This is a genomic window from Synechococcus sp. A10-1-5-1 (assembly GCF_023115425.1).
GTDB lineage: Bacteria > Cyanobacteriota > Cyanobacteriia > PCC-6307 > Cyanobiaceae > Vulcanococcus.
This window is the reverse complement of the sequence record NZ_CP096032.1, coordinates 819,391-842,995: the sequence shown is the minus strand read 5'-3', so window position 1 is coordinate 842,995 and position 23,605 is coordinate 819,391. Positions and strand designations below refer to the sequence as shown.

Sequence of the window (23,605 nt, the reverse complement as noted above, 5' to 3'; positions counted from 1 at the left end):
CTTTTAGGCGGCGAGGGCCAATTCGAAGGCGGCCTTGTCGCCGCTTTCTGGACGCTCAAACACCTTGCAAAAGACCTTGACCACACGATCGCCCGAGTCGATCTGCTCGAGGGGGTCCTTGCGCAGGCGGTGACGCAGGCAGCAGGCGGCCACGCGTGCCACGTCGTCTTCGGTGACCTCGGTGCGGCCTTCGAAGGCGGCCAGGGCCCGGGCGGCCCGATTGGTCACGATGTCGCCCCGCAGGCCATCGACATCCAGCTCGCCGCAGATCGCGGAGATGCGCACCCGCAGGTCGTCGTCGATCTGAACATGGGGCAGGCGGTTCTGGGCCTCGACCACCCGGGCCTGCAGGCCGTCTTGGGTGCCTTGGACGGCGGTGTTGAAGCCGTCGGGGTCGTTGTCAAAGGCGGTGCGCTGGTCCACCACCTGTACCCGCAGTTCGGGGTCGCGGACGGTCCGCACCTCGACGCTCATGCCGAAACGGTCGAGCAATTGGGGACGCAGTTCGCCTTCCTCGGGGTTCCCCGAGCCGATCAGCACGAAGCGGGCGGGGTGGCGGACGCTGACGCCTTCGCGTTCCACGGTGTTCCACCCGGAGGCAGCCGAGTCGAGCAGCACGTCGACGAGGTGGTCGTCCAGCAGGTTCACCTCATCGACGTAGAGCAGGCCCCGGTTGGCCTTGGCCAGCAGGCCGGGCTCAAAGGCGCGGACACCCTCGCTGAGGGCCTTCTCGATATCGATGGTTCCGCAGAGGCGGTCTTCGGTGGCCCCCAGGGGCAGGTCCACCATCGGCACCTGGCGCTTCTCGGTGGGGAGTTGCTCACCCTGCTCGGCCCGCTGACGCACCTCGCTGCTCTGCAGATCGGGGTCGCTCTCGGAACTGTTGTAGGGGTCGCCGGCCACCACGTCGATCTCGGGCAGGAGATCAGCCAAGGCACGAATCGTGGTGCTCTTGCCGGTGCCGCGGTCTCCCATGATCATCACGCCGCCAATGCGGGGATCGATCACGTTCAACAGCAGGGCCAGCTTCATCTCCTCCTGACCCACGATGGCGGTGAAGGGAAAGACCCTGCGCTTGCGGGCTTGCGTCACGGCTGGAGGCTGTCTGGCGGTGCTGGCGATTGTTTCACAGGCAGCAGGCTGAGGACCTGGGGCGGTGTGGCATCGGCGGGGTAGATCAGGCGCACGCGCAGATCCCGGCGGCCCCCTGCAGGCACGTTGATGCGGCCGAGTTCAGGTCCTTGCTGACCGGCCCGTTGGACCAGATGAAAGCTCTGGCGGCTGGATTCACCGTCGAGTCCGCTGAGTTCGACCGTGCCTCGAAACATCACGGAGCGCGACGGGGTGCTGTTGAAGCGCAGTCCCCCGATGGCTTTGTCGGTTTTTAGCGGTGACTCCAGAGCGACGGCGAGTTCAGTGCTGCTTTTGGAGCGGTTGCAGAGCGGGATGCGGATGTCGTAGGCCACGCCGTAGTTCCCATGGGCCGCCCAGGCGGTACCGGGGTAGTGGGCCTTGAGTTCTGCGGTCTGCACCTGAGCGGTCCCCAGCGTGCCGCGCTCCAGTGAGGCAATCGGCCAGGAGATGGGAGCTGATGCACTCGAGAGGCAAGGTTGGCCAGGATCCGTGATCACGGCGCTCCAGGTGCTGCCGACTTGCACGCCGCTGACACGGGAATAGACCATGCGCCCTCGGGCGCCCCGCGGGGTGGGTTTGTGCTCCTTGGGGCTCAGGACGCCGGAGGCCAGGAGCTGTTGCAGAGCGGCCTTGCTTGGAGGCTTTTCCCCCTCTCCAAAGGCGGCCAGGGTGGCCACGCTGATGGCTCCGCTGGCCTGCAGCCGGAGCTGCAGATTGCGGCCATTGAGTAAGGGATCCAGTCCCTGCACCGGAATCGGCAGCAGCAGCAGGGTGGTGGGTGCGCCGGGACGTAACTCCCAGCGTTTGGGTAAGCGAGGGTTGCGTTGGCGCAGCAGCAGTTCTGTGGCGACCCGACTTCCAGGTCCGGCGTAGGTGGAGCCGTCTTGGCGCATCCGCTCGGGTAGCGGAAGGAAAGGCGCCTGGGGTTCGCGGTCGTCGGTGGCCTGGGAGAGGGCGGTTGAGCCGCTCAAGAGCGTGAGCTGGACCGGTTGATCACCCCGGGGTTGGGCCACAACCGCTAACCAGATGGTCGAGTCCTGTTTCTCCGGGGTACCGGCGTAAACGTGGTGGCTAAACAGATCGAAGCGACCGCTGAGCGGCAGGTCCAGCTGGCCGGCTCCCGCAAAGGTGGAGAGCAGGATCCCCGGTCCGCTGATCAACTCGGGGTTGTTGTCGTTGAGCATCAACACCCCATCGAGGCTTCCCGGCAGAGGACGGACCTGTTGCGGGCGCAGGACGGGCGCGGCGGCGGGGCTTGAAGCCAGGAGGACAGGAAGCATCGACGGAGTCCCTAGGCGGTGGGTTTCTTGGGCTTTGCGGGAGCGGGGGCGGGTTTGCGCACCAGGCTCTTCGCGATCTCGCCAGCCATGGCCCGGATCAAGTTCGTGGAGCGCGGATCGTTGAAGGGTCCCTTGACCATGAAGGCCGCCACGGCCCGTTTGCCGTCGGGCAATTCGATCAGGCCGGCATCGGCGTAGGCAATGCCGATATCTCCCGTTTTGTTGTAGACGGTCACCCCGTGGGCCATCAGTTCGCTGTCGGGGTTCGCCGAATCACCGCCTAGACCCATCAACATGCCGAGGGGCAGGAGGGTGTTGGTGCGGGATCGGCCCATGACCTCCCGGAAGAGATCGCGGGCCCGTGGGCTCAGCTTCTCGCCCGTATCGACCAGGGCGATGGAGCGGGCGAGGTCGTAGGCGCTGGTGGTGTTGGTGCCGTCCAGATCCGGCAGCCAGTTGTTCACCGCGGTGCTGGTGAGACCCAAGGCTTGGAATCGAGCGTTGAGGACCGTTTTGCCGCCCACCCGTTTGATCAGGAGGTTGGTGGCGGTGTTGTCGCTGACCCGAATCATCTCGTTGGCCGCTTCCCAGAAGGGGAAAGTGGTCCCGACGGGCTTGTTGGCCATCCAGCCCGCTCCCCCACCAACGACCTCCTTGGTCATCGCCAGGCGTTCGTTCCAGCGCAGCTTTCCGGCATCGAGATCCTCCAGGCCCACCAGCAAGATCGGTGTCTTGATCGAGCTGGCGGCAGGTAAGGGGCGTTGGGGGGCTAGTTCCGCAAAGCGGCCGTCATCGAGCACCAGCAGATAGCCGCTGACGGTCAGATCCTTGTAGCGAGCGGCGAGTTGGGCCCAGCGTTTGCTCAGGGCGGTGAGCTCCAGCCGTGGCTCGAAGCGGCCCAGATCCAGGCCGCGGGGGAGCGGCCGTCCGGGGGGCGCCAGAAGCGATTGGGGTTTGGCGGCTTGGGCGGCCCCTTGCCCCAGTTTTGGGGCGAGCAACTTCAGGCCGGTTCCAGCAATGACCCCAAGCCCCAGTCCCATGACCAGCAGCCGCAGCACCAATCGGACCGGTGCCCCCCAGCTGGAGCGGTTTGAACGTTGTGACCGACCTGCGCCCACGGAAGCGATCGAAGCTTGGGCTCAGACGTTAGGGGCAGTCTCGCTGTGATGCCCAGCGCAGCTGACGCACCATTCCTCGCAGCAGGGCGACTTCCTCATCGCGGATCTCGGCCCGTTGGAGCAGGGCCCGCACTTTGCCCATCCGCGCCTGGGCGGTATGGGGATAGAGAAAGCCCACCTCCAGCAGGAGTTGCTCAGCATCCGCCAGCGCGGCCTCCAGCTGCTCCCGCTGGCAGGGTTCAGGCTGGTGCTCCGCCTTGGGCCGGGTGCAGCGCCGCAGTTCATGCAGGCAGACCGAGACGGCATGGGACAGGTTCATTGAGGCGTAGGCCTCGCTGGTGTCCAGCCGCAGGATTCGTCCAGCCTGGAGTAGTTCTCCATTGCTCAGTCCGCGGTCTTCTCGGCCGAACACCAGGGCCGCTGGGGCTCCTGCTGAGGTGCCCCCCTGCAACCAGGAGAGGGCTTCCTCAGGACCGTTGAGCGGTAAGGCTTCCTCCTCGATCCGACCGCTGGTGGCCACCACGCGCCTGCAATCGGCCAGGGCGGCCTCCAGGTTTGGAAAGAGTTGCGCTTGCTCGAGCAGCGCTTCCCCGTGCACGGCCATGAGCCGGGCCTCGTCCCCGAGGTGATCGCAGCGGGGTGCCACGAGGCGGAGTTCGTCCACTGCGAAGTTCGCGCAGAGCCTGGCCACGCTGCCCACATTCAGGGGGCCGGCGGGCTCCACCAGCACCACCGCGAGTCTCACGAGAGGCTGTGGAGGTAGGCCAAGAGATCAGCCATGGCCTGAGGTTCCGGTTGGAAGCGCGGCATGGGCGGGGTGCGTCCGCTGACCACCTGTTGAATCAACTGGCGATTGTTCTTGCGGTTGTCCACCTTGTGGAGGTTGGGCCCCACCAACCCTTGGGCGGCAATGCCATGACAGCCGGCGCAGTTCAACAGGAACAGCTGTTCCCCGTGCTCGGCGGAGCCGCTCAGCTGCAGGGTGGTCCGGGTGTAGGGATCGCTGCGAGCGGCAGGGATGACGACGACCAGCATCACGATCGTGACGCAGATCGATGTCAGGAGCACGAGCGCCGAGATCAGGCCCCGCTGGGGTTGTTGCGCGGGGGAGGGGGGCTGTGCAGTCACGGTTGATGCAGATCGATCACGAACCCAGCCATGGGCGTGGGAGAATTGTGCAACCAAAGCTGGCTGCTCCTTCCATGATCGAACCCCTGCTCTGCGGCATCGTGCTCGGTCTGATTCCCGTGACTTTGCTTGGCCTGTTTGTGGCGGCCTGGAACCAGTACCGCCGTGGTAGCGCCCTGGGCGGCTGATCTCAACAGCGCGAGAGCATCACGAGGCTGCAGCTTCCGTAGCGCTTTTGCTTCTCCAATTCCCAACCCGCTGGAATCTCCGGCGGGTTTTTTGTTGCATGCTCCAGCAGCACGAGGGCTTGGGGCCTGAGCCAATCCCCTGCGGCGAGCGCCTCGAGCAGCGACCCATAGAGGCCAGCGGCATAGGGAGGATCCGCGTAGACCAGATCAAAGCCCTCGCCGTGGGGCGAGCTCAGCCAGCGGATCGCCTCCTGTTGGACAACGCGGAAGGAGGGGTGCGGCTGAAGGCTGGCGGCCACCGTCTCCAGATTGCTTTGGGCGATGGCGCCGATGCGCCGGTCCTGCTCCACGGCCACCACCTGAGCCGCGCCACGCAGTAGGGCTTCGCAGCCCATTACCCCACTGCCGCAGAAGAGATCAAGCCAGTGGGCCCCGGGCAGTTCTGCCGCCAGCATGTTCATGACCGCCAGACGCACCCGAGAGGCGGTTGGGCGGGCGATCTCTCCAGGAGGACTAAGCAGTTTGCGACCCCCGCTGAGCCGCAGGCTCATGCTTGCCCCTCGACCCAGCTCAGCCAGCGCCGAAGCAGTTGCTCTCCAGCTTCCGAGGATTTTTCAGGGTGAAATTGGCAGGCTCCGACGCTGCCTTGCCAGACGGCTGCGGTGACGGGCTGCTCCGCAAACGACACCGAGGCGGTGACGCAGCTGGGATCCCTGGGTTGAGCGGCAAAGGAGTGGACGAAGTACACCCAGCTCTCCTCAGATCCCTCTGGCAGTAACGGTGACGGAGTTCCAGGAATGAGCGCTTCCCAGCCCATGTGGGGAATCGGATGCCCTGGGACCTTGGGAAGCGCCGCAATATGCCCAGCCAGCAGTCCCAGTCCAGCGGCGGATCCTTCATCACTGCTTTCAAAGAGCAGTTGCAAGCCCAGGCAGATGCCCAGCAATGGGCGCCCCGCGTTGCACCAGGCTTTGATCGCTGGCACCAGGCCAGAGGCGTTCAGACGCTCCATGGCCGGGTCAAAGGCCCCAACACCGGGCAGCACCAGCGCTTGGCAGTCCTCCATGGCCTCGGCCTGCTGCAGGATCCGCACCTCACACCCCAACCGTTCAAAGGCCCGCTGCACTGAATGCAGGTTGCCCATCCCGTAGTCGATTAGGCCGATGCGCGTCATGGGGTGGGCGGTAGGGAGCAGACACGTTGTCCAGGTTGCTCGATCGAGGGAGGAACCTCGATGGGTAGGCCATTCAGGACATCGATCAATTGGTAAAGCAGTCCCACCCTGCGGCGATCCAGGTGAAAGCGCAGGCAGGGCCGCAGGATGCCGTGATGGTCACAGCTCTCGCCTTGGCTGATGCTGCCCTCATCCACCAGGGCGTCAAAACGTTGGTTGAGCTCAGCCACCGTTTCGGCAGGCAGGGGGGAGTGCATCAATAACTCCATCTGCTCTTCCGCAAACTGAGCGGTGTGGAAGACCCGGTAGAAGTGGCTGATGTGCCCTAAGGCCTCAGCGGCACTGCTGGCTTGTTTGAGCAGGGAGGTGTCCTCTGCGGAGATCAAGGCACGCCCCAGCAGGGTGTTGTCGATGGTCGCGAGCCAATCGCTCCAGAAGTCATCTCCCTCTGGAGCCAGAAGGACCACGGGGATTGGAGGTGTGCGTCCGGTCTGGATCAGTGTGAGCGATTCGAACAGCTCATCAAAGGTCCCAAACCCGCCGGGCATGACCACCAAGGCATCGCTCTCTCGCAGGAAGAAGAGTTTGCGAGTGAAGAAGTAGCGGAAGTGCAGCAGGCGCCCGTCGCAGGCGTTGACGTAGCGATTGGCGTGCTGCTCAAACGGCAGATCGACATTGAGGCCGATGCTGTTTTCGCAACCGGCTCCTCGGTTGGCGGCCTCCATCACGCCGCCGCCAGCTCCAGTCATGATTTCGAAGCCGCATCGTGCCGCCTCGCGCGCAAGCTCTTCGGCCAGCGGGTAGGGAGCCTCTTCTGACGTGGTTCGTGCAGAACCAAACACCGTCACCTTGCGGGTCTGGCGATGGGGGGCAAAGACGTTGAAGCCGTCGCGGATGTCCGCCAGTGCTCCTGTGATCAGCCGCCATTCATCGGCATCGCTGCTGTTGCGTGCGATCTCCAGCAGCCGTACGACACTGCGCTCGATCGAGCGGCGTTGCGGATGTCCGTCCAGGGCATCGGCCAACGCATCCAGAGGACTTCTCTCGATGGCCATCGTTTGGGATCAGGACAGAAAAGCCCGGCCATTGGCCGGGCTTGAGCTGAGGTCTTCGGCTGTGCCGCTGACGCTCAGAGGTACTTGGAGATGGTGCCGGACAGGGTGGTCTTGGGCACAGCGCCCACAACGGTGTCCACCTTCTGGCCGTCCTTGAAGACCATCAGGGTGGGGATGCTGCGGATGCCGTACTGGCTGGCGACGTTGGGGTTTTCGTCGGTGTTGAGCTTGAAGACCTTGATCTTGCCTTCGAACTCTTTCGAAATCTCATCAACGATGGGCGCGACCATGCGGCAGGGGCCGCACCAGGGAGCCCAGAAATCCACAAGAACGGGTACATCGCTCTTGAGCACGTCTTGCTCGAAGGAAGCGTCGGTGACGGCTGCGGCGCTGGACATCCGTTCAGGGATCAGTGTTTTCGGAATTTAGCAACGAGTTTTGGGCTTCGGCAGAGGCCTGGAGGAACTCGTAACTGGGTGGCGTAGTGCTGGCGGCTTGAGCCGCCGAGCCCTGGCAAAGAGTGAAAGCTCGGACGCGCCGAGCCGGGGGGTGTGAGGAGTGTGAGGGCTTTGGACCCACACACTCCGGAGGCTACCGCGATCGCTTACTTGCCCATGCCCAATTGCTGGGCCTTCTGATAAACCTTGCCCTCGGTCAGCAGGGACGGGGCGACGACGACCTCCACCTGCTGCATTTCCTTGAGGGTGCGAGCGCCGAGGGTTCCCATTGAGGTCTTGATGCAGCCCAGCAGGTTCTGAGTGCCGTCGTCGAGGGAGGCTGGTCCGCGCAGGATTTTCTCCAGGCTGCCGGTGGTGCCCACCTTGATGCGGGTGCCGCGGGGCAGGACGGGACTGGGCGTGGCCATGCCCCAGTGGAAGCCGCGACCCGGAGCTTCGGCAGAGCGGGCAATCGGTGATCCGATCATCACGGCATCGGCGCCGCAGGCCAGGCACTTGCAGATGTCACCGCCAGTGACGATGCCGCCATCGGCAACGATCGGGACGTAGCGGCCGCTTTCCTTCATGTAGTCATCGCGGGCTGCAGCGCAGTCGGCAACGGAGGTGGCCTGAGGAATGCCGATGCCCAGCACGCCGCGGGAGGTGCAAGCGGCGCCAGGGCCGATGCCCACCATCACCCCAGCGGCGCCGGCGCGCATCAGTTTCAAGGCGACGTCATAGGTGACGCAGTTGCCGATGATCACGGGAACACCGAAATCACGGCAGAGGGCCTCAAGGTCCAGGCTCTCTTGGCCTGCAGGGCCGATGTGTTCGGTGCTGACCACGGTGGCCTGCACAAAGAACAGATCTGCGCCGGCCTCGGCGATGGCCTTGCCGAACTTCAGGGCGGCAACGGGGGTGCCGCTCACCGCTGCAATGCCGCCGCGCTCTTTGATTTCACCGATCCGCTTGCGGATGAGGTCTTCCCGCACGGGTTGGCTGTAGAGCTCCTGCATGAGGGGCACGAACTCTTCTTTGCCCACCGAAGCGATGCGATCGAGGGCCGGGTTGGGGTCGTCGTAGCGGCACTGGACGCCCTCCAGATTCAGCACGCCGAGGGCGCCTTGCTTGGCCAGCTCAACGCACATGCCCACATCCACCACACCGTCCATGGCGCTGGCGATGATTGGGATCTCGCGGGTGATGCCGCCCAGGGTCCAGCTGCTGTCGGTGACGGCCGGATCGACCGTGCGACCGCCAGGCACCAAGGCGATTTCATCGATGCCGTAGGCGCGGCGCACATTACGGGAACGGCCGAGCTGAATGTCCACCTGAGACCTTTTGAAGCAATCAAGCCAAGCTATCAACCGACCTGACGGCTTCTGGCCTCAGCCCATCTGCTACCGATTGCCCCGGAAGTTGCTCCAGCGCTGCTTCAGACCATCGATCACCTCATGGCGGTCGTCGCTTTTCACCAGGCGAGTGAGGCTGAAACGGACCACGCTGATCACCCCCACCAGCTCCAACAGTCCAGGGAGTAGAGGCAGGCTTTCCAGCACGCCGAGCAGTGAGCTGTAAATCCGCAGAACCAGCAGGACTGCGATCAGGCCAGCCAGCAGGGTGATTGGGGTGCGAGCCGTTTCCCACTGCTGCTGAAGTTGGCCGCTGGCGATCCACTGTTTGACCTTCTGGACCAGCAACTCCCATTCGCCGCCCTCGCCTTCGGGGGGCGCTGCTGCAGTGCTGGCCGGTACATCGGTGGTGCTGGCCACCTGAGGGGCCAAGGCATTGACCGGTTCTGGTTCGGGCGCAGGCTCCGGCTCCGGTTCCGGTGCAGCGGCCGTCTCGGCGACTTCAGTGACTTCAGGTGCAACGTCAGCCGCTTCTGTGGGTTCAGCGTCAGCCGCGGTCTCGATCGGCGCAGTGACGGTGCTTTCCGCAGCGTTGGTCTCCAAAGCCTCGAGTCCAGGTTGCTGCTCGGCGTCCGGCTGCGGGGCAGGAGCATCAGCCATGGTTTCGGTTCTGGATCGATGAAGCCGGGAGCATACGGCCGTTCTTGAACGTTGTCGGTTTGGGCGTGGTTAGTTCAGTGCCCGTACAGCCCGCTCGCTGGGCAGTGGGGCAAGGGGCAGGCGCAGCGGGAATGCGCCGCTGAGAAGCATCTGCTCGAGTTGGGCTCCCGCCTCCGCCGCCAGCCTGGGGCTATGGGCCGGTGCGGCAGAGAGGTGCCTCTCACCGAGACGGATGGAGCCGTTGAGCAATTCCCCATAGGTTGCGCTGGCCGGACAGGGCCGAACCCGCCTCGGGACCCCGTAGTCCAGGAGCGGTGCGGACAGTTCCTCGGCCGTAGCCGTCAGACGCTGAGCGGTGCTGAGGTTCAACAGAGGGATAGGAGCGGCGATGGCTACAAGCAGCCCGCTGCTGCCATCGGGAAGGCGGGTGGCACGGATCCCTGAGGGCTGCAGTCCATGGAGGTCCACTTGCAGGGCGCAACAGGCCCCGGGGCCCAGGGCATGACCGTTGCGGCTGCGTTTGGCGCCAGGGTTGTGACCGCTTCCCGGTCCGCTGACCCAGCCGATGGTTCCGCCTACCAGGACGGGAGATCCCGCTCCGAGGCCATCCAGGCCCGGCATGCTCAAACCAATGCTTCCAGGGCCGCGGCAGCTGTAGAGCGCGCTGGTCCATGGTCCCAGGACCGGTCCCCAAGGGGTTGGGGTCAGCCCTTCTCGGCTGCTGACGGCCACCACGCCGTTTTCGCTGATCCCGCGATGCAGGAGCAGGCGGCCGCATGGGATGTCTTCGAGTCCCAGTTCGGTCTCCAGTTCGACCTTGGGTTGCTGCTGACTGGGGGTTCCGCCGATGGAAAGGGGGAGGCGTTGACCGTCGAGGAGTGCGCTGAGCAGTGCTGCGCCACCCGCCCCCATCGGAATCACGAGTTCGGTATTGCCATGGCCGCCATGGCCTTCTGCTGGGCCAAAACGGAATTGGCGAACACGGATGGGTGGGTCGCTTGGACCCAGATGCAGCACTAAGGTGGCCTGCTGCGTCAGTTCGGCATCGCTGGCGACGACGACATGGGTCTTCCGGTAGGCCGTCTCCAGCCCCCGCTCCTCAGCAAGGTCACGGAAGCCTGTAGCGCTGCGGACCTTGAGTCGTCCTTCGCGCTGCCATTGCTGCAGTTCGGTCTCGCTCCGATTGGGGAGGTTCCCAGGGGAGGAAGACACAGGCACAAGTACCGATAAAATGCGTTCTAATCAAAGCTGTCTCGAATGGCGGATCCAACCGAACCCCGTGAATTGCCCGCGGGGGACGGAGAAGGACCAGGCGGATCCGACGGTCGGGTGATTCAGGCCGACCTTCGCAACGAGATGTCGCGCTCCTACTTGGAGTACGCGATGAGTGTGATCGTGGGACGGGCTTTGCCCGATGCCCGCGACGGTTTGAAACCCGTGCATCGGCGGATCCTGTACGCGATGTACGAACTGGGCCTGACCAGCGATCGGCCCTACAGAAAGTGCGCCCGTGTGGTGGGTGAGGTGCTGGGTAAGTACCACCCGCACGGCGATACCGCCGTCTACGACGCGCTGGTGCGCATGGCGCAGGACTTCTCCATGCGCATGCCGTTGATCGATGGTCACGGCAACTTCGGTTCGGTGGATAACGATCCGCCGGCCGCCATGCGATACACCGAATCGCGGCTCAGGGCCCTCACGACCGACAGCTTGCTTGAGGACATCGAGAGCGAGACCGTCGATTTCATCGATAACTTCGACGGGTCGCAGCAAGAACCAACGGTGATGCCTGCGCGCATCCCCCAGTTGCTGCTGAATGGATCGACGGGAATCGCGGTGGGCATGGCCACCAACATTCCCCCCCACAACCTCACCGAGCTGATTGACGGTTTGTTGGCCTTAATCGCCAACCCTGAGGTCACCGACCGTGAGCTGACCTCCATCATCACCGGGCCGGACTTCCCAACCGGCGGACAGATCCTTGGCCGGCGGGGGATCCGTGAGATGTACGAAACGGGCCGAGGCTCCGTCACCATGCGCGGCGTGGCGGCCATCGAGACGATCGAGGCCAAGGGGCGTCCTGATCGCGACGCCGTGATCATCACCGAGCTGCCTTACCAGACCAATAAAGCGGCGCTGATTGAGCGCATCGCTGAGCTGGTGAATGACAAGAAGCTCGAAGGCATTTCCGATATCCGTGACGAATCCGATCGCGACGGGATGCGGATCGTTATCGAATTGCGTCGCGATGCCTATCCCCAGGTTGTCCTGAACAACCTGTTCAAGCTGACGCCGCTCCAGAGCAACTTCAGCGCCTACATGCTGGCGCTGGTGAAGGGGGAGCCCATCCTGCTCACGCTTCGCAAGATGCTCGAGGTCTTCCTCGAGTTCCGGGTCGAGACGATTGAGCGCCGGACGCGTTATCTGCTCCGCAAGGCCGAAGAGCGCGACCACATCCTTCTTGGCCTCCTGATTGCGCTCGACAACCTCGACGCGATCATTGCCCTGATTCGTGGTGCAGCCGATAGCGCCACCGCGCGATCGGAGCTGGTTGAGCAGTTTGGGCTGAGTGAGATTCAGGCCGACGCCATCCTGCAGATGCAGTTGCGGCGTCTCACTGCGCTCGAGGCCGACAAGATTCGCCTCGAGCACGAGGATCTGCTCGCCAAGATCACTGACTACAAGGACATCCTGGCCCGCAAAGAGCGGGTTTACAGCCTGATCACTGAGGAGCTGGGAGTGATTCGCTCCCGCTATGACTCCCCGCGTCGCACCGAAATCCTCGATGTCGAAGGCGGCCTCGAAGACATCGATCTGATCGCCAATGAGCGCTCGGTCGTTCTCCTGACCGAAAACGGCTACCTCAAGCGGATGCCAGTCAGCGAGTTCGAAGCCACCAGCCGCGGCACCCGCGGTAAGGCCGGCACCAAAGCCCAGGCTGAAGAGGCGGTTCGTCTCTTTATCAGCTGCAACGACCACGATTCCCTGCTGCTGTTCTCCGACCGCGGCGTGGTCTATACCGTTCCCGCTTATCGGGTTCCCCTGTGTAGCCGCGCTGCCAAGGGCACGCCGATCGTCCAGCTGCTTCCGATCCCCCGTGAGGAGCAGATCACCTCATTGCTCGCGGTTAGTGAGTTCACCGAAGATGCCGTTCTGGTGATGCTCACCAGTGGCGGTTACATCAAGCGCACCCGTCTCTCGGCCTTCGCCAACATCCGCTCCAATGGCTTGATCGCCATTTCTCTGGAGGAGGGGGATGCCCTGACCTGGGTGCGTCTGGCTCAGCCCGGCGACAGCGTGCTGATTGGTTCCCGGAACGGGATGACCATCCACTTCCGCCTCAGTGACGACGAGCTCCGGCCTTTGGGCCGCACCGCCCGCGGGGTTCGGGCGATGAATCTTCGTCCTGGCGACGAGCTGGTGAGCATGGATGTGCTTCCTGTGGAACTCGCTGATCGCGTTGAGGGCAGCAGTGCCAGTGCCGATGACGACGAAGCCGAGGACGTCGCTCCGAGTGACGGCCCCTGGGTTCTGGTCGCGTCCGCCAGCGGCTTGGGTAAGCGGGTTCCTGTGGATCAGTTCCGCCTTCAGAAGCGGGCCGGCATGGGCCTGAGGGCGATGAAATTCCGCCGGGACGGCGACGTTCTGGTTGGCCTGAGGGTGCTCGGCTCGGGTGAGGAGTTGCTGCTCGTCAGTGAGCGTGGGGTGATCGTGCGGATGCAAGCCGATGCGGTGCCGCAGCAGTCGCGGGCGGCCACCGGCGTGAAGCTGCAACGCCTCGACAGTGGCGATCGCCTTTCTGAGGTGGTCCTGGTGCCCCCGGCACTCGAGGAAGAGGAGGAAGGCGAGGGCGCTTCGGGTGAGACCGAAAGCGCAGAGGCCTGATCGTTAGCTCGGTGAGACACCTCCCTTCCAGGTCGATCACCGCGTTGTGATCTTGAACCCCGAGGTCCTGGTGATCGGCGCTGGTCCAGCGGCGCTCTGCATCGCTGCAGCCCTTCTGGAGCGTGGTGTGAGGGTCGCGGGTGTCGCTCCCTCCTCACCGGAGGCCCCCTGGCAGAACACCTACGGCATCTGGGGGCCGGAGGTGGATGCCTTGGGGATGGCCCATTTGTTGGGCCACCGCTGGAGCCAGACCAGCAGCTATTTCGGAGAAGAGCTGGGGACTGAGCCCCTGGCCCATGGCATCGATTACGGGCTCTTTGACAAGGCGGCGCTGCAGCGTCACTGGCTGTCCCCTTGCCAAGCGGCTGGTGTTCCCTGGACCTGCGCTGCGGTGGTGTCGATCGAGCACCACGACCAGGGCTCGATCGTGATGACGGATCAAGGAGAGCGGTTGGAGGCCCGGTTGGTGATCGATTGCAGCGGGCATCAGACCCCGTTTCTCAATCGCCCGGATGAAGGTCCGGTGGCGGGTCAGGCGGCCTACGGGATTGTCGGTCGCTTCTCCAAGCCCCCTGTGGAGCCCGGCCAATTTGTGTTGATGGATTACCGCTGCGATCACCTCAGTGAGGCTGAGCTGCGCTGTGGTCCGCCAACTTTCCTCTACGCGATGGACTTCGGCGAAGGGCGCTTTTTTGTCGAGGAAACCTCCTTGGCCTTGGCCCCGGCAGTTCCCTACGACGTGCTGAAAGCGCGTCTGCTGAAACGGCTCGCCCACCGAGGCGTTGAGGTGCTGGCGGTGGAGGAGGAGGAGTTTTGTCTCTTCCCGATGAACATGCCCCTACCGGATTTGGATCAGCAGTTGCTGGCCTTCGGTGGCGGCGCCACCTTGGTTCACCCCGCCTCCGGCTACATGGTCGGCTCCCTGCTGCGTCGGGCACCCGCGCTGGCCCAGGCCATCGCCGATGGACTGGCCGATGCCAACCTCCCTTCGCCGTCCCTGGCCCGGGCGGCTTGGCAAGCGCTTTGGCCGTTGGAGCTGCAACGCAAACATGCCCTGTATCGCTTTGGCCTCGAGAAACTGATGCGCTATCCCGAAGGGGAGCTCAGGCAGTTTTTCGCCACTTTTTTTGCCCTGCCTCGGGAGCAGTGGTACGGCTTCTTGACCAATACCTTGTCCCTGCCGGCCTTGGTTGGCGCGATGCTCCGTCTGTTCTCTGTTGCCCCCTGGAGTGTCCGCTGGGGCTTGATGCAGCAGCAGGGGCGCGAGTTGCCGTTGCTGCTGCGGCTGGTTAAGCCGTAGCGCCAGCGCAGGAGCTCCCTTGGCCTGCGGTGCAGCCGAAGCAGTGGTTTCCCCAACGGATCGGTTGGAGCATCCATTGCTTCAGGTTGATCGAGCGAATCGTGGCTCCCCCGCGCAGCGGTAGATCCAACATCTGATTGAAGTCGCAGTCGTAGAGGGAGCCATCGGCGGCGACCGAGAGGGTGTCGCGGCACATCAATCCGGAGAGTGCGCCGGGATTGAAGGCACCCTGCAGCAGCTTTAGATAACAGTGGACATGTCCGTCGGCCTGCAGCTGCTGCAGGAATCGGGCGATCGGCATGTTGTTGAGCCCAATCAGTCGATCGAAGGTGACACCGGCTTTCTCTTGCAGGTCCTGTTTCCAGCGCGCCTCGTCGCAGGGGGTGAGCTGTTGCAATTGGGTGCCGCAGGGATTGCTCATCAAGGTGAGCTGCCGCTCAGGTTGCCCTTGGCCGTAGCCGTTGGCATTCAGACGTTTCAGGGCTTCGATGGAGGCCTCCCAGGTGCCATCTCCCCGTTGGGCATCGGTGCTGCTCTCCTCCGGCTGGGGAAGGCTGGCGACAATTTCGACCTGGTGCTCCGCCAGAAAGCTCACGAGATCGGACAGGGCCGGCAGAAGCAAGACCGTCAGGTTGCAGCGGTCGATCACATGGCAACCCCGTTGGCGGGCGGCACGGATCAAATCACGAAAGCGGGGGTGCAGTTCGGGGGCACCACCGGTGAGGTCCAGCACCTCGGGTTCCAGTCTTTCGATGGCTTCGATGCAGGCCTCGACGACCGCATCGCCCATTTGAGTGTGGCCTTGGTGGGGGCCGGCATCGACATGGCAGTGGGAGCACTGCATGTTGCAGAGCTTCCCCAGATTCAGTTGCAGCACCCGCAACCGGCTGCGCTCGGGCGTGGCGGCTTCGTGGCTGCTCAAGGTGGGCAGGAAGGCCAGCTCTTGCGGGAGCGCAGTGTTGAGCAAATCCTGCTGGGCCTTGGGCTCCAGCAGGGATGGACGGGGATCGCTCATGGGGTGGGAAGCCGGGCCCAGTCGGCGGCGTTGATCAGGGGGAACAGGCCGTCTTCCTGTTGGACGGCCACCAGCCAACCCTCGGGCAGGGGCGTATTGGTGTTGATGGCTTCGATCAGGCGCCAGAAGCGCTCGAGATGGCGCTCAATCCGTTCCTTGGCCAGTTCTGTCGTGGTCCCGGCCCGGAGGATGAAGCTCCAGTCTGAGCTTTGGGCGAGCAGCAATTCCCGGCCTGCCTGCTGCAGCCATTCCCTGGCCTGTTCGCTGCCGACCCCGCGGCTGACGCGATCCACCATCGCCCTGGAAGCCCGGTTCCACTCGGGGATCACCCAGGCATTGCTCTCGTTGAGCCAATAGGTGTGATAACCCCCTTGCCCCCAGCTGGAGGGGGAGGGTTGGCAGAGCTGCAGGGCATCGCCTCGGCTGAGGGTCTCCCGCAGGGTGGCCAGACCGACGCCCTGGTGTCGCGCTTGCCGGAACAGCTCCGCAAGGAACTGGGGGCCTTCGAACCACCAATGGCCGAAGAGCTCGGCATCAAAGGGAGCCACGAGGAGGGGACGGCGTTCCATCGAGCTGCTGAGCTCCTGCAGCTGCTGTGCCCGGCCTTCCAGAAAGTGCTGCACATCCCGCCGCACAGTTTGTGCCGCTCGCTCGGGTTCGTAGGCCTGCTTGCCTTCGAGGCTGCAGTCCCGACCGGTGACGCGATGGAGCTTCAGCCCCAGGGGGCGCGGGCTGGTGATTCCCTGTTGTTGGAGTTCGTCCTGGGGCAGATCCCAGCCAAGATCTCTGTGGAATTCCCGGTAGCTGGGATCGCCGGGATAGCCCTCCCTGGCACTCCAAACGGGCAGGGTGGATTCGCTGTCACGGCCAAAGAAGGCCATCCCACCGGGGCTGCAGATCGGTGCATAGACCCCATAGCGCGGCCGCGGTTGTCCGTGCAGCAGTCCGTGGGCATCCAGGATCGCGTAGCGCAAGCCACAGCTGACCAGCAGCCGATCGAGTCCTTCGTAGTAAGCGCACTCCGGAAGCCAGATCCCCAGTGGCCGCACGCCGAGCAGGCGTTCGTGCTCGCGCACGGCGGTGAGTAGCTGAGCGCGAACGGCTTCTGGGCAATCCCGCAGCAGCGGGAGGTAGCCGTGGGTGGCCCCGCAGGTGAGCAGATCGAGAACCCCTCGCTGCTGTAACGCCTGAAACCGAGGCAGAAGGTTGCCTTTCGCCTCGCTCCAGGCCTGCTGCGCCCGCTGGAGTTGCAGCTTTAAACCGGCAGCTGCCGCGGCATGGCCAGCTGGTGCCTGTCGCAGGAGTTCTTGACGCACCTCGAGCCAGGGGCCAAAGCGCTGGCTCAGGACCGGATTGCTCAGTAGGGAGAGCAGTGTGGGCGAGAGCCCCATGGTCAGTCGCGGCCGCTGCGTGGGGTCAGCGGCCGCGGTCTCCAGGGTGTCCAGCAGAGGCAGGTAGCACTCGAGAAGGGCCTGGAAATACCAGTCCTCCTCCAGCGAGCCCGGTGCGCTGGAGTGCACGTAGGGCAGATGCGCGTGGAGAACCAGCGCTAGATCGCCAGCGTTAGCGGGTCCTGCGGCCAACGCATCTGCTCAGAGTGTGGGGACTTTAGGTGCAACTTCTAGGCTCAACGGAACGAAGGGGTGCCCATGCAGCTGGCTCTGGCGGTGGATGGCCACAGCATGTTTTACGTGCAGCAAAAACTTGGTTGGTTTTTTGATCCCCGTCGGCTGCTGGAGTACGCCACGGCGCAATCCGATGTGGAGTTGGGTGCAGCCTTTTGGTACACGGGCCTGAAGGACGCGACGGACCAGCGGCCGTTCCGTGATGCCCTGACCAGCTTGGGCTTCACGGTTCGCACCAAGCCCCTGCGGGAGGTTGGCCATGACTCGGATCAGCGCCAGTTCGCGCGCGCCAATTTGGACGTGGAGATCGCCATTGACCTGATGGCGGTGGCCCATCGCATTGATGAGGTCTGGGTGATGAGCGGGAGCCGGGATCTGGAGCGTCTGCTCGAGGTGTTGCGATTCCGGGGCTTGAAGGTGGTGTTGATGAGCACCGAGGGCATGGTCCCCCGGGAATTGCGCAATGCGGCCGATCGCTTCGTCGACCTCTCCAGCCTGAAGCCGCAGCTGGAGAAGACCGACGCTCACTGAAGCGGCTGAGCCGCATCCCGGCCCTCCCGACTAGAGTGGGGGCTAACTCATAACCATTCCGACTTGTAGCCGCCATGGCCCGCGATCCCGGCCGGGTATTGATCTTCGACACCACCCTGCGTGATGGGGAGCAGTCCCCTGGGGCCAGCCTCAACCTGGAGGAGAAGCTGGCGATCGCCCAGCAGTTGTCCCGGCTTGGCGTCGACATCATCGAGGCCGGTTTCCCTTTTGCGAGTCCAGGTGACTTCAATGCGGTGCAGCGCATTGCCCAGACGGTGGGAACCCCCGAGGGCCCGGTGATCTGTGGGCTGGCCCGGGCGGCCAAGGGGGACATCAAGGCCTGCGCCGATGCGGTCGCGCCGGCTGCCCATCGCCGGATCCACACCTTTATTGCGACCAGCGACATCCACCTGGAGCACAAGCTCCGTAAAAGTCGCGCTGAGGTCCTGAGCATTGCCGGGGAGATGGTGGCCTATGCCCGCTCCCTGGTGGATGACATTGAGTTCTCCTGCGAGGACGCCGGCCGCTCTGACCCGGAGTTCATGTATCAGGTGATCGAGGCGGCGATCGCCGCTGGGGCCACCACGATCAATATTCCCGACACCGTCGGCTACACCACGCCCTCGGAATTTGGCGCCTTGATCGATGGGATCAACCGCAATGTCCCGAACATCGATCAGGCGGTGATCTCGGTCCACGGCCACAACGATCTGGGCTTGGCTGTTGCCAACTTCCTCGAGGCAGTGAAAAACGGAGCCCGCCAGCTCGAGTGCACGATTAACGGCATTGGGGAACGGGCCGGCAACGCGTCTCTCGAAGAGCTGGTGATGGCGATGCACGTGCGCCGCAGCTACTTCAATCCCTTCCTTGGCCGCGAGGCCAGCAGCAGCGAACCCCTCACCGGCATCCGCACCGAGGAGATCTACAAAACCTCCCGGCTGGTGAGCAACCTCACCGGCATGGCGGTGCAGCCCAACAAAGCCATCGTTGGTGCCAACGCCTTCGCCCACGAGAGCGGCATCCACCAGGACGGGGTTCTCAAGAACCGTCTGACCTACGAAATCATCGACGCCCGCACCATCGGTCTGGCCGATAACCGCATTTCCCTGGGCAAGCTCAGCGGCCGCAGTGCGTTCCGCGCACGGCTAGAGGAGCTCGGCTACAACCTCGAGCGCGAGGACCTCGACGATGCCTTTGCCCGCTTTAAGGAGCTGGCGGACCGCAAGCGTGAGATTTCCGACCGCGATCTCGAAGCGATCGTCAGTGAGCAGGTTCAGCAGCAAGACCAGGCGACCTACAGCTTGAAGTTGGTGCAGGTCAGCACCGGCACCAGCCTGCAACCCACGGCCACGGTCACCCTGGTGAACAGTGATGGTGCGGAGCTCACCGAAGCCGCCATTGGCACGGGCCCGGTGGATGCGGTCTGTCAGGCCCTCAATCAGTTGGCACGGGTCCCGAATGAACTGGTGGAGTTCTCCGTGAAGTCCGTCACCGAAGGGATCGATGCCATGGGGGAGGTCACCATTCGTTTGCGCGCCGAAGGCGTGCTGTATTCCGGCCATGCAGCGGATACCGACATCGTCGTGGCGTCCGCTCAGGCCTTCGTGAATGCCCTCAATCGTCTGGTGGCCGGTCACCAGCGCTCACCTCTCCATCCCCAGAAAGCCCCCTTGCCGGTGGGTGATATGGCTCCAGCCGATCGCCCTCGCCTCTAATGGCTCAGCCCATCAGCGGCCGTAGGCGGCCTGTCCTGCTGCATGGCCTGCAGTTGATCACATTGCTGCTGATTGCGGTGACGATGCTGGTGCCCCTGCTCTGGCTGGTCAGCACCTCCTTGAAGGGACCGGCGGAAGATATTTTCACCAGTCCTCCGGCGCTCTTCCCGAGCCAACCCAGCCTGGAGGCCTACCTGAGGTTGTTTGAGGACAACCCGATGTGGGGCTACATCCTCAACAGCACGATCGTCAGCGGTTGCGCGGTCTTCGCCAACCTGCTGTTCTGCTCACTGGCGGCCTATCCCTTGGCGCGGATGCGCTTCGCCGGGCGGGGATTGGTGCTGGCCCTTGTGGTGGCCACGATCCTGATTCCCTTTCAGGTGGTGATGATTCCGCTCTATCTGCTGATGGTGCAGCTGGGGCTGCGCAACACCCTCTGGGCCTTGATCATTCCCCAGGCCGCCACAGCCTTTGGAATCTTTCTGCTGCGGCAGAGTTTTGCAGGGGTGCCAGTGGAGCTCGAGGAAGCGGCTCGGATCGATGGCTGCAGTCGCCTCGGCGAGTGGTGGAACGTCATGATTCCGGCGGCCAAGGCCGATTTGGTCACCCTGGCGATGTTTGTGTTCATCGGCACCTGGAGTGATTTCCTCTGGCCGCTGGTGATCCTGGATGACCGGAACCTCTACACCCTGCCCTTGGGCCTGCAGCAATTGGCCAGCAGCTTCTCCTTGGATTGGCGCCTGGTTGCCGCCGGGGCCGTCGTGTCAATCGTGCCCGTCTTGGTGCTGTTTATCGGGCTCCAACGCTTCATCCTCCCGAGTGCCACTGGGGATGCGGTCAAGGGCTGACTAGGCCAAGGCCAAGAGCCCGCGTTGGAGGCGCTGGAGTGCCTCGGCGAGGTCTTCGCCGCTGAGCATGCCGTAGCTCAGGCGCAGGCAGGCGCCCTTCAGTCCAAAGCTGCTGCCGCTGGCCAGGGCCACTTGGTGCTCGCGGATGAGGCGCTCCATCAGTTGGTCTGCGCTCAGGGCGCACTGCACCTGGACCAGGGCGTAGAAGGCTCCTTCCGGTCGGCAGAGCAGACGGCCGGGCTGCTGCCCGTTGAAGGCTTGGAGGACCTGCTCCCGCCGTTCGGCCAGCCCCCCGATCTGTTCTTTGCACCACTGCGCTCCTGCGCCCAAAGCAGCCCGGGCGGCCCATTGGTTCAGCTTGGGCGGACCGATCAGGGAGGTGTCTTGAACTTTGGTCAGCGCTGACATCAGCCCTGGCGGGACCACCGCCCAGCCGATGCGATAGCCCGCCATGCCATGGCTTTTGGAGAGGGAACCCAGGCTGATGGTGTGACTGCCGCTGCCGCTGGCGGCACCGGGACTCCAGGGACGCTCGCCGCCGTAGTGGAACAGGCCATAGGCCTCGTCACTGATGTGGATCAGACCGCGGCGGGCGCAGAGCTGGTTGATGGCCTCCAGCACGGGCCTTGGAAAGATGGCCCCGCTGGGATTGTTGGGTGAGACCGTCACGATCGCCCGAGTGCGCTCGGTGATGGCTTGCTCCAGCTGATCAGGATCGGGGATCACCCCGGCTTCAATCGCCTTTGGAATCCCGCCGGCGATGCGGACCGCCATCTCGTGATTGAAGTAGTAGGGGATGGGAAGAATGACCTCGTCCCCTGGATCACAGAGGGCCTGCACCACCGCCTGAAAGGCCATGTTGCTGCCGGCGGTGATCAGGATCTCGCTCGCGCTGCAGTCGATCTGGTGCTGTTGCTCGAGCCAGTGCTGCAGCTCGATCCGCAGCTCCGGGTCACCGGCAACCGGTCCATAGCGGTGCAGGTCGGGATCGCTGCAAAGCGCAGCCTGAATGGCCTCCATGACCTCCGCTGGCGGTGCCCATGGAGCGACCCCTTGCCCAAGGGACAGGGTGCCGGGGTTGGCCGCGATCAGTTTGGCCATCACGGGGATGACCGGCGTCTGGATCTGATCGAAGCGCTTGGCGCTGGTCATCCCTGCGTTTAGGGCAGTTGGGGGAGTGCCGGCAGGGGCCGCGAGGGCCTCAGCCCAGGCTCGCCGGATTCATAGGGAAACAGCGATGGACGGGCGCGCTGCAGATCTCTCAGGGTCTGCACTTGGCTGCTGAGGCTTTGGACCTTCTGCTCAATGCCCTCCAGCGCTTGCAGGCGCTCCACCGTGGAGCGGAGCTGCTCTTCGAGGGCGTTGGTGCGTTCCAGGTCATTGGCGTTTTCGATGGTTTGCACCTTGTCCTGCAGCTGCTGAACCCGTTGGCCCTGTTCACGGGTCTGCTGCAGCACCACCACAAACAGCACGGCCAGGAGACCCGTCAGCCCTGCACCAAGCAGGCGCATCCATTGGGGGAGGGGGGTAGCCATGCCAGTGCACGCGTCTTGGGCAAGTTTGCTGCTCGATGCGCCCTTTGACGAGGGCTGGCTTCCGTTAGACCGGTTGCAGGACTTCCCGGAACGAAGAGTCTTGTCGCTACAGCAGTTTGATGCCTTTTTGGAGTTCGCCCGCTCGAAGCCGGAATGGGCCGCACGGCTGAAGGCGCCCATGGATCTCAGCGAGCTGCTCCGCTGGGCGGCGGAGTGCCAATTTGAGGTCGAAGAGTCCGATGTGATCGCGGCCATGGTGCGCGAGGACGATCAGCTCAGCGATGCCGAGCTTCAGCAGCGCGCTGGCGTGGAGGCAAGGAAATTACGCAACTTCATCCCTGGTTGAGTTGAGCGGCCATGCATTCCACTCCTGAGCGAGTTTGCGATTACCCCAGGCCTCCAGCCCTGCAGGCCTCAAGCGAGCACATCGTGGTGCGGGCCTTCGGGACGCTCTTGGCGGAGACCCAGGCGAGTTATCGCGTCCTGGAAACCTTTCACCCACCGACCTATTACTTGCCCCCTGAGGCTTTTGCTAAGGGGGCTTTGGTGCCGGCCGGGGGGCGCAGCTTTTGCGAGTGGAAGGGGATCGCGCACTACTTCGACATCGTCCTGGGTGATCGCTGTTTGCCCAAGGCGGCCTGGAGCTATGCCCAGCCTTCCCCCAGCTTTGCCCCCGTCGCCAATTGGATTGCGCTCTACCCCGCCTTGATGGAGGGTTGTTGGGTTGACGGGGAGTTGGTGACTCCTCAGCCCGGCGGGTTCTACGGCGGCTGGATCACTTCAAGGGTGGAAGGCCCGTTCAAGGGGGACCCAAGCCATCCCGAGTTGATTTAGGCCGAGCAGGCGTGGTCGCCGAGCATCCGGCAGCCGATTTGGATCACGCCTTCATCGAGCAGACGACCGAGCTTGAGGGCCATGGCTTCCTCTTGCCTGTCGAATTGACTTTGTTTGGTCGCGATCCAGGCGATTTCCTCAGCGGTGATCACACCGGTCGAGACACTCTCCAGGAAAACTTCGCCAACGATCATGGTGAACGCCTTTCTCTGGCTTGACGCTAGGGAGCTGGATTGATGTTGCCTGAGTGTGCAATGTCTCTTCATGCACACCATCCCCCTTGGTGAGTGTGGTTTCGCCCGCTATCTTTTTTGCAACCGAATCTCTATTCAATGCTCACCGGATCTGATCTTCTCTCCAAGGTCAAAGAGCTGGGTGATGTCAGCAAGTCTGATCTTGTGCGCTCCTGTGGGTATGTGAGCAACAAGAAGGATGGTTCTGAGCGTCTGAACTTCACTGCCTTCTATGAGGCACTTCTGGAGGCCAAGGGTCTAAGCATTGGCGGTGGCAGCGGCGGCGGCACCGGTAAGGGCGGTCGCAAGCTCAGCTATGTCGCCACGGTCCAGGGCAATGGCAACCTGCTGGTTGGCAAGGCGTACACCGCTCTGCTGGGCTTGGAGCCCGGTGATGAGTTTGAGATCAAGCTCGGCCGAAAGCAAATCAAATTGAGCCCCGCCGGTGCTGAAGCTGAAGAGGAGTGATCGCTCTCTTCATCGCTTGGATTCCAGGCTGGACCGCTTCTGTGGTCCAGCTTTTTTTGTGCGCGTTTATTCGTAGGCTCAGCGCATCTG

General features: G+C 63.7%; 26 protein-coding genes. 9 read left to right on the top strand and 17 right to left on the bottom strand.

The genetic code is table 11. From position 1 onward, the window contains the following. Positions 1-3 precede the first annotated feature (3 nt). From bchI to MY494_RS04440, 5 genes are read right to left on the bottom strand one after another with little or no spacing between them, the layout of a single operon-like run. The gene (gene bchI / locus MY494_RS04460) at positions 4-1,092 is read right to left on the bottom strand and encodes a magnesium chelatase ATPase subunit I (protein WP_247911528.1); all 1,089 of its coding nucleotides are present in this window, start codon (positions 1,090-1,092) and stop codon (positions 4-6) included. After that, positions 1,089-2,414, bottom strand: a complete 1,326-nt coding sequence (locus tag MY494_RS04455) for a DUF3370 domain-containing protein (protein ID WP_247911527.1) — start codon at positions 2,412-2,414, stop codon at positions 1,089-1,091. Before MY494_RS04455 ends, bchI begins: the two co-directional genes overlap by 4 nt. Before the next feature lie 11 nt (positions 2,415-2,425). Continuing rightward, positions 2,426-3,532: a serine hydrolase gene (locus tag MY494_RS04450; protein WP_247911526.1), complete on the bottom strand. Its 1,107-nt coding sequence runs from the start codon at positions 3,530-3,532 to the stop codon at positions 2,426-2,428. Between the two features lie 28 nt (positions 3,533-3,560). Next, on the bottom strand, positions 3,561-4,277 hold the full coding sequence (locus MY494_RS04445) for an RNA methyltransferase (RefSeq protein ID WP_247911525.1): 717 nt from the start codon (positions 4,275-4,277) through the stop codon (positions 3,561-3,563). Continuing rightward, complete coding sequence (locus MY494_RS04440; RefSeq protein ID WP_247911524.1) at positions 4,274-4,660, bottom strand: cytochrome c; 387 nt, start codon at positions 4,658-4,660, stop codon at positions 4,274-4,276. The genes MY494_RS04445 and MY494_RS04440 overlap by 4 nt, the downstream gene beginning before the upstream one ends. 74 nt (positions 4,661-4,734) lie before the next feature. On the opposite strand from MY494_RS04440, the gene petG reads away from it, so the two are divergent. Then, a complete protein-coding gene (petG, locus tag MY494_RS04435; RefSeq protein ID WP_006041770.1) occupies positions 4,735-4,848 on the top strand; it encodes a cytochrome b6-f complex subunit V in 114 nt (37 codons plus the stop codon). 2 nt (positions 4,849-4,850) lie between these two features. Here the strand turns inward: petG and rsmD are convergent, their stop codons facing one another. From rsmD to MY494_RS04400, 7 genes are all read right to left on the bottom strand, one after another. Then, positions 4,851-5,399: a 16S rRNA (guanine(966)-N(2))-methyltransferase RsmD gene (gene rsmD / locus MY494_RS04430; RefSeq protein ID WP_247911523.1), complete on the bottom strand. Its 549-nt coding sequence runs from the start codon at positions 5,397-5,399 to the stop codon at positions 4,851-4,853. Next, positions 5,396-6,022: an imidazole glycerol phosphate synthase subunit HisH gene (gene hisH, locus MY494_RS04425; protein ID WP_247911522.1), complete on the bottom strand. Its 627-nt coding sequence runs from the start codon at positions 6,020-6,022 to the stop codon at positions 5,396-5,398. The genes rsmD and hisH overlap by 4 nt, the downstream gene beginning before the upstream one ends. Further along, complete coding sequence (locus tag MY494_RS04420) at positions 6,019-7,077, bottom strand: TIGR00730 family Rossman fold protein (RefSeq protein ID WP_247911521.1); 1,059 nt, start codon at positions 7,075-7,077, stop codon at positions 6,019-6,021. The genes hisH and MY494_RS04420 overlap by 4 nt, the downstream gene beginning before the upstream one ends. Before the next feature lie 74 nt (positions 7,078-7,151). Continuing rightward, complete coding sequence (gene trxA / locus MY494_RS04415; protein WP_185188072.1) at positions 7,152-7,475, bottom strand: thioredoxin; 324 nt, start codon at positions 7,473-7,475, stop codon at positions 7,152-7,154. Positions 7,476-7,681: 206 nt separating this feature from the next. Next, positions 7,682-8,845, bottom strand: coding sequence for a GuaB3 family IMP dehydrogenase-related protein (locus tag MY494_RS04410; RefSeq protein ID WP_247911520.1), 1,164 nt, complete (start codon positions 8,843-8,845; stop codon positions 7,682-7,684). Between the two features lie 69 nt (positions 8,846-8,914). Beyond that, positions 8,915-9,526: a CAAD domain-containing protein gene (locus MY494_RS04405; RefSeq protein WP_247911519.1), complete on the bottom strand. Its 612-nt coding sequence runs from the start codon at positions 9,524-9,526 to the stop codon at positions 8,915-8,917. Positions 9,527-9,595: 69 nt separating this feature from the next. Then, positions 9,596-10,738 (bottom strand): homocysteine biosynthesis protein, encoded by a 1,143-nt coding sequence (locus tag MY494_RS04400; protein ID WP_247911518.1) that lies wholly within the window; start codon positions 10,736-10,738, stop codon positions 9,596-9,598. Positions 10,739-10,783: 45 nt separating this feature from the next. On the opposite strand from MY494_RS04400, the gene gyrA reads away from it, so the two are divergent. Further along, entirely contained in the window at positions 10,784-13,411 is a 2,628-nt protein-coding gene (gene gyrA / locus MY494_RS04395; protein ID WP_256463428.1) for a DNA gyrase subunit A, read from the top strand. Between the two features lie 52 nt (positions 13,412-13,463). Then, entirely contained in the window at positions 13,464-14,711 is a 1,248-nt protein-coding gene (crtL, locus tag MY494_RS04390; RefSeq protein WP_247911952.1) for a lycopene beta cyclase, read from the top strand. Here crtL and arsS read toward each other — a convergent pair. Then, positions 14,701-15,726: an arsenosugar biosynthesis radical SAM (seleno)protein ArsS gene (gene arsS, locus MY494_RS04385; protein ID WP_247911517.1), complete on the bottom strand. Its 1,026-nt coding sequence runs from the start codon at positions 15,724-15,726 to the stop codon at positions 14,701-14,703. The two genes, crtL and arsS, sit on opposite strands and share 11 nt — an antisense overlap. Then, on the bottom strand, positions 15,723-17,309 hold the full coding sequence (locus tag MY494_RS04380) for a glycoside hydrolase family 57 protein (protein ID WP_247911516.1): 1,587 nt from the start codon (positions 17,307-17,309) through the stop codon (positions 15,723-15,725). The genes arsS and MY494_RS04380 overlap by 4 nt, the downstream gene beginning before the upstream one ends. 66 nt (positions 17,310-17,375) lie before the next feature. On the opposite strand from MY494_RS04380, the gene MY494_RS04375 reads away from it, so the two are divergent. From MY494_RS04375 to MY494_RS04365, 3 genes are all read left to right on the top strand, one after another. After that, positions 17,376-17,882 (top strand): NYN domain-containing protein, encoded by a 507-nt coding sequence (locus MY494_RS04375; RefSeq protein ID WP_247911515.1) that lies wholly within the window; start codon positions 17,376-17,378, stop codon positions 17,880-17,882. A 74-nt stretch (positions 17,883-17,956) separates the two neighbouring features. Then, entirely contained in the window at positions 17,957-19,597 is a 1,641-nt protein-coding gene (locus MY494_RS04370) for a 2-isopropylmalate synthase (protein ID WP_247911514.1), read from the top strand. Then, positions 19,597-20,445: a carbohydrate ABC transporter permease gene (locus tag MY494_RS04365; RefSeq protein ID WP_247911513.1), complete on the top strand. Its 849-nt coding sequence runs from the start codon at positions 19,597-19,599 to the stop codon at positions 20,443-20,445. The genes MY494_RS04370 and MY494_RS04365 overlap by 1 nt, the downstream gene beginning before the upstream one ends. On the opposite strand, the gene MY494_RS04360 is transcribed toward MY494_RS04365, so the two are convergent. Then, on the bottom strand, positions 20,446-21,597 hold the full coding sequence (locus tag MY494_RS04360; protein ID WP_247911512.1) for an aminotransferase class I/II-fold pyridoxal phosphate-dependent enzyme: 1,152 nt from the start codon (positions 21,595-21,597) through the stop codon (positions 20,446-20,448). It lies immediately after the preceding gene. Between the two features lie 8 nt (positions 21,598-21,605). Further along, positions 21,606-21,980, bottom strand: a complete 375-nt coding sequence (locus MY494_RS04355) for a hypothetical protein (RefSeq protein WP_247911511.1) — start codon at positions 21,978-21,980, stop codon at positions 21,606-21,608. A 100-nt stretch (positions 21,981-22,080) separates the two neighbouring features. Here MY494_RS04355 and MY494_RS04350 point away from each other — a divergent pair, with 100 nt between their 5' ends. Together MY494_RS04350 and MY494_RS04345 are read left to right on the top strand one after the other, a co-directional pair. Then, entirely contained in the window at positions 22,081-22,326 is a 246-nt protein-coding gene (locus tag MY494_RS04350) for a Nif11-like leader peptide family RiPP precursor (protein WP_247911510.1), read from the top strand. Between the two features lie 11 nt (positions 22,327-22,337). After that, complete coding sequence (locus MY494_RS04345; RefSeq protein WP_247911509.1) at positions 22,338-22,814, top strand: DUF427 domain-containing protein; 477 nt, start codon at positions 22,338-22,340, stop codon at positions 22,812-22,814. Here MY494_RS04345 and MY494_RS04340 read toward each other — a convergent pair. Continuing rightward, positions 22,811-23,008 carry a hypothetical protein gene (locus tag MY494_RS04340; RefSeq protein WP_247911508.1) on the bottom strand — a complete coding sequence of 66 codons (198 nt, stop codon included), beginning with the start codon at positions 23,006-23,008 and terminating at the stop codon, positions 22,811-22,813. The two genes, MY494_RS04345 and MY494_RS04340, sit on opposite strands and share 4 nt — an antisense overlap. Before the next feature lie 138 nt (positions 23,009-23,146). On the opposite strand from MY494_RS04340, the gene MY494_RS04335 reads away from it, so the two are divergent. After that, positions 23,147-23,515 (top strand): AbrB family transcriptional regulator, encoded by a 369-nt coding sequence (locus MY494_RS04335; RefSeq protein ID WP_247911507.1) that lies wholly within the window; start codon positions 23,147-23,149, stop codon positions 23,513-23,515. The last annotated feature ends 90 nt before the right edge of the window (positions 23,516-23,605 follow it).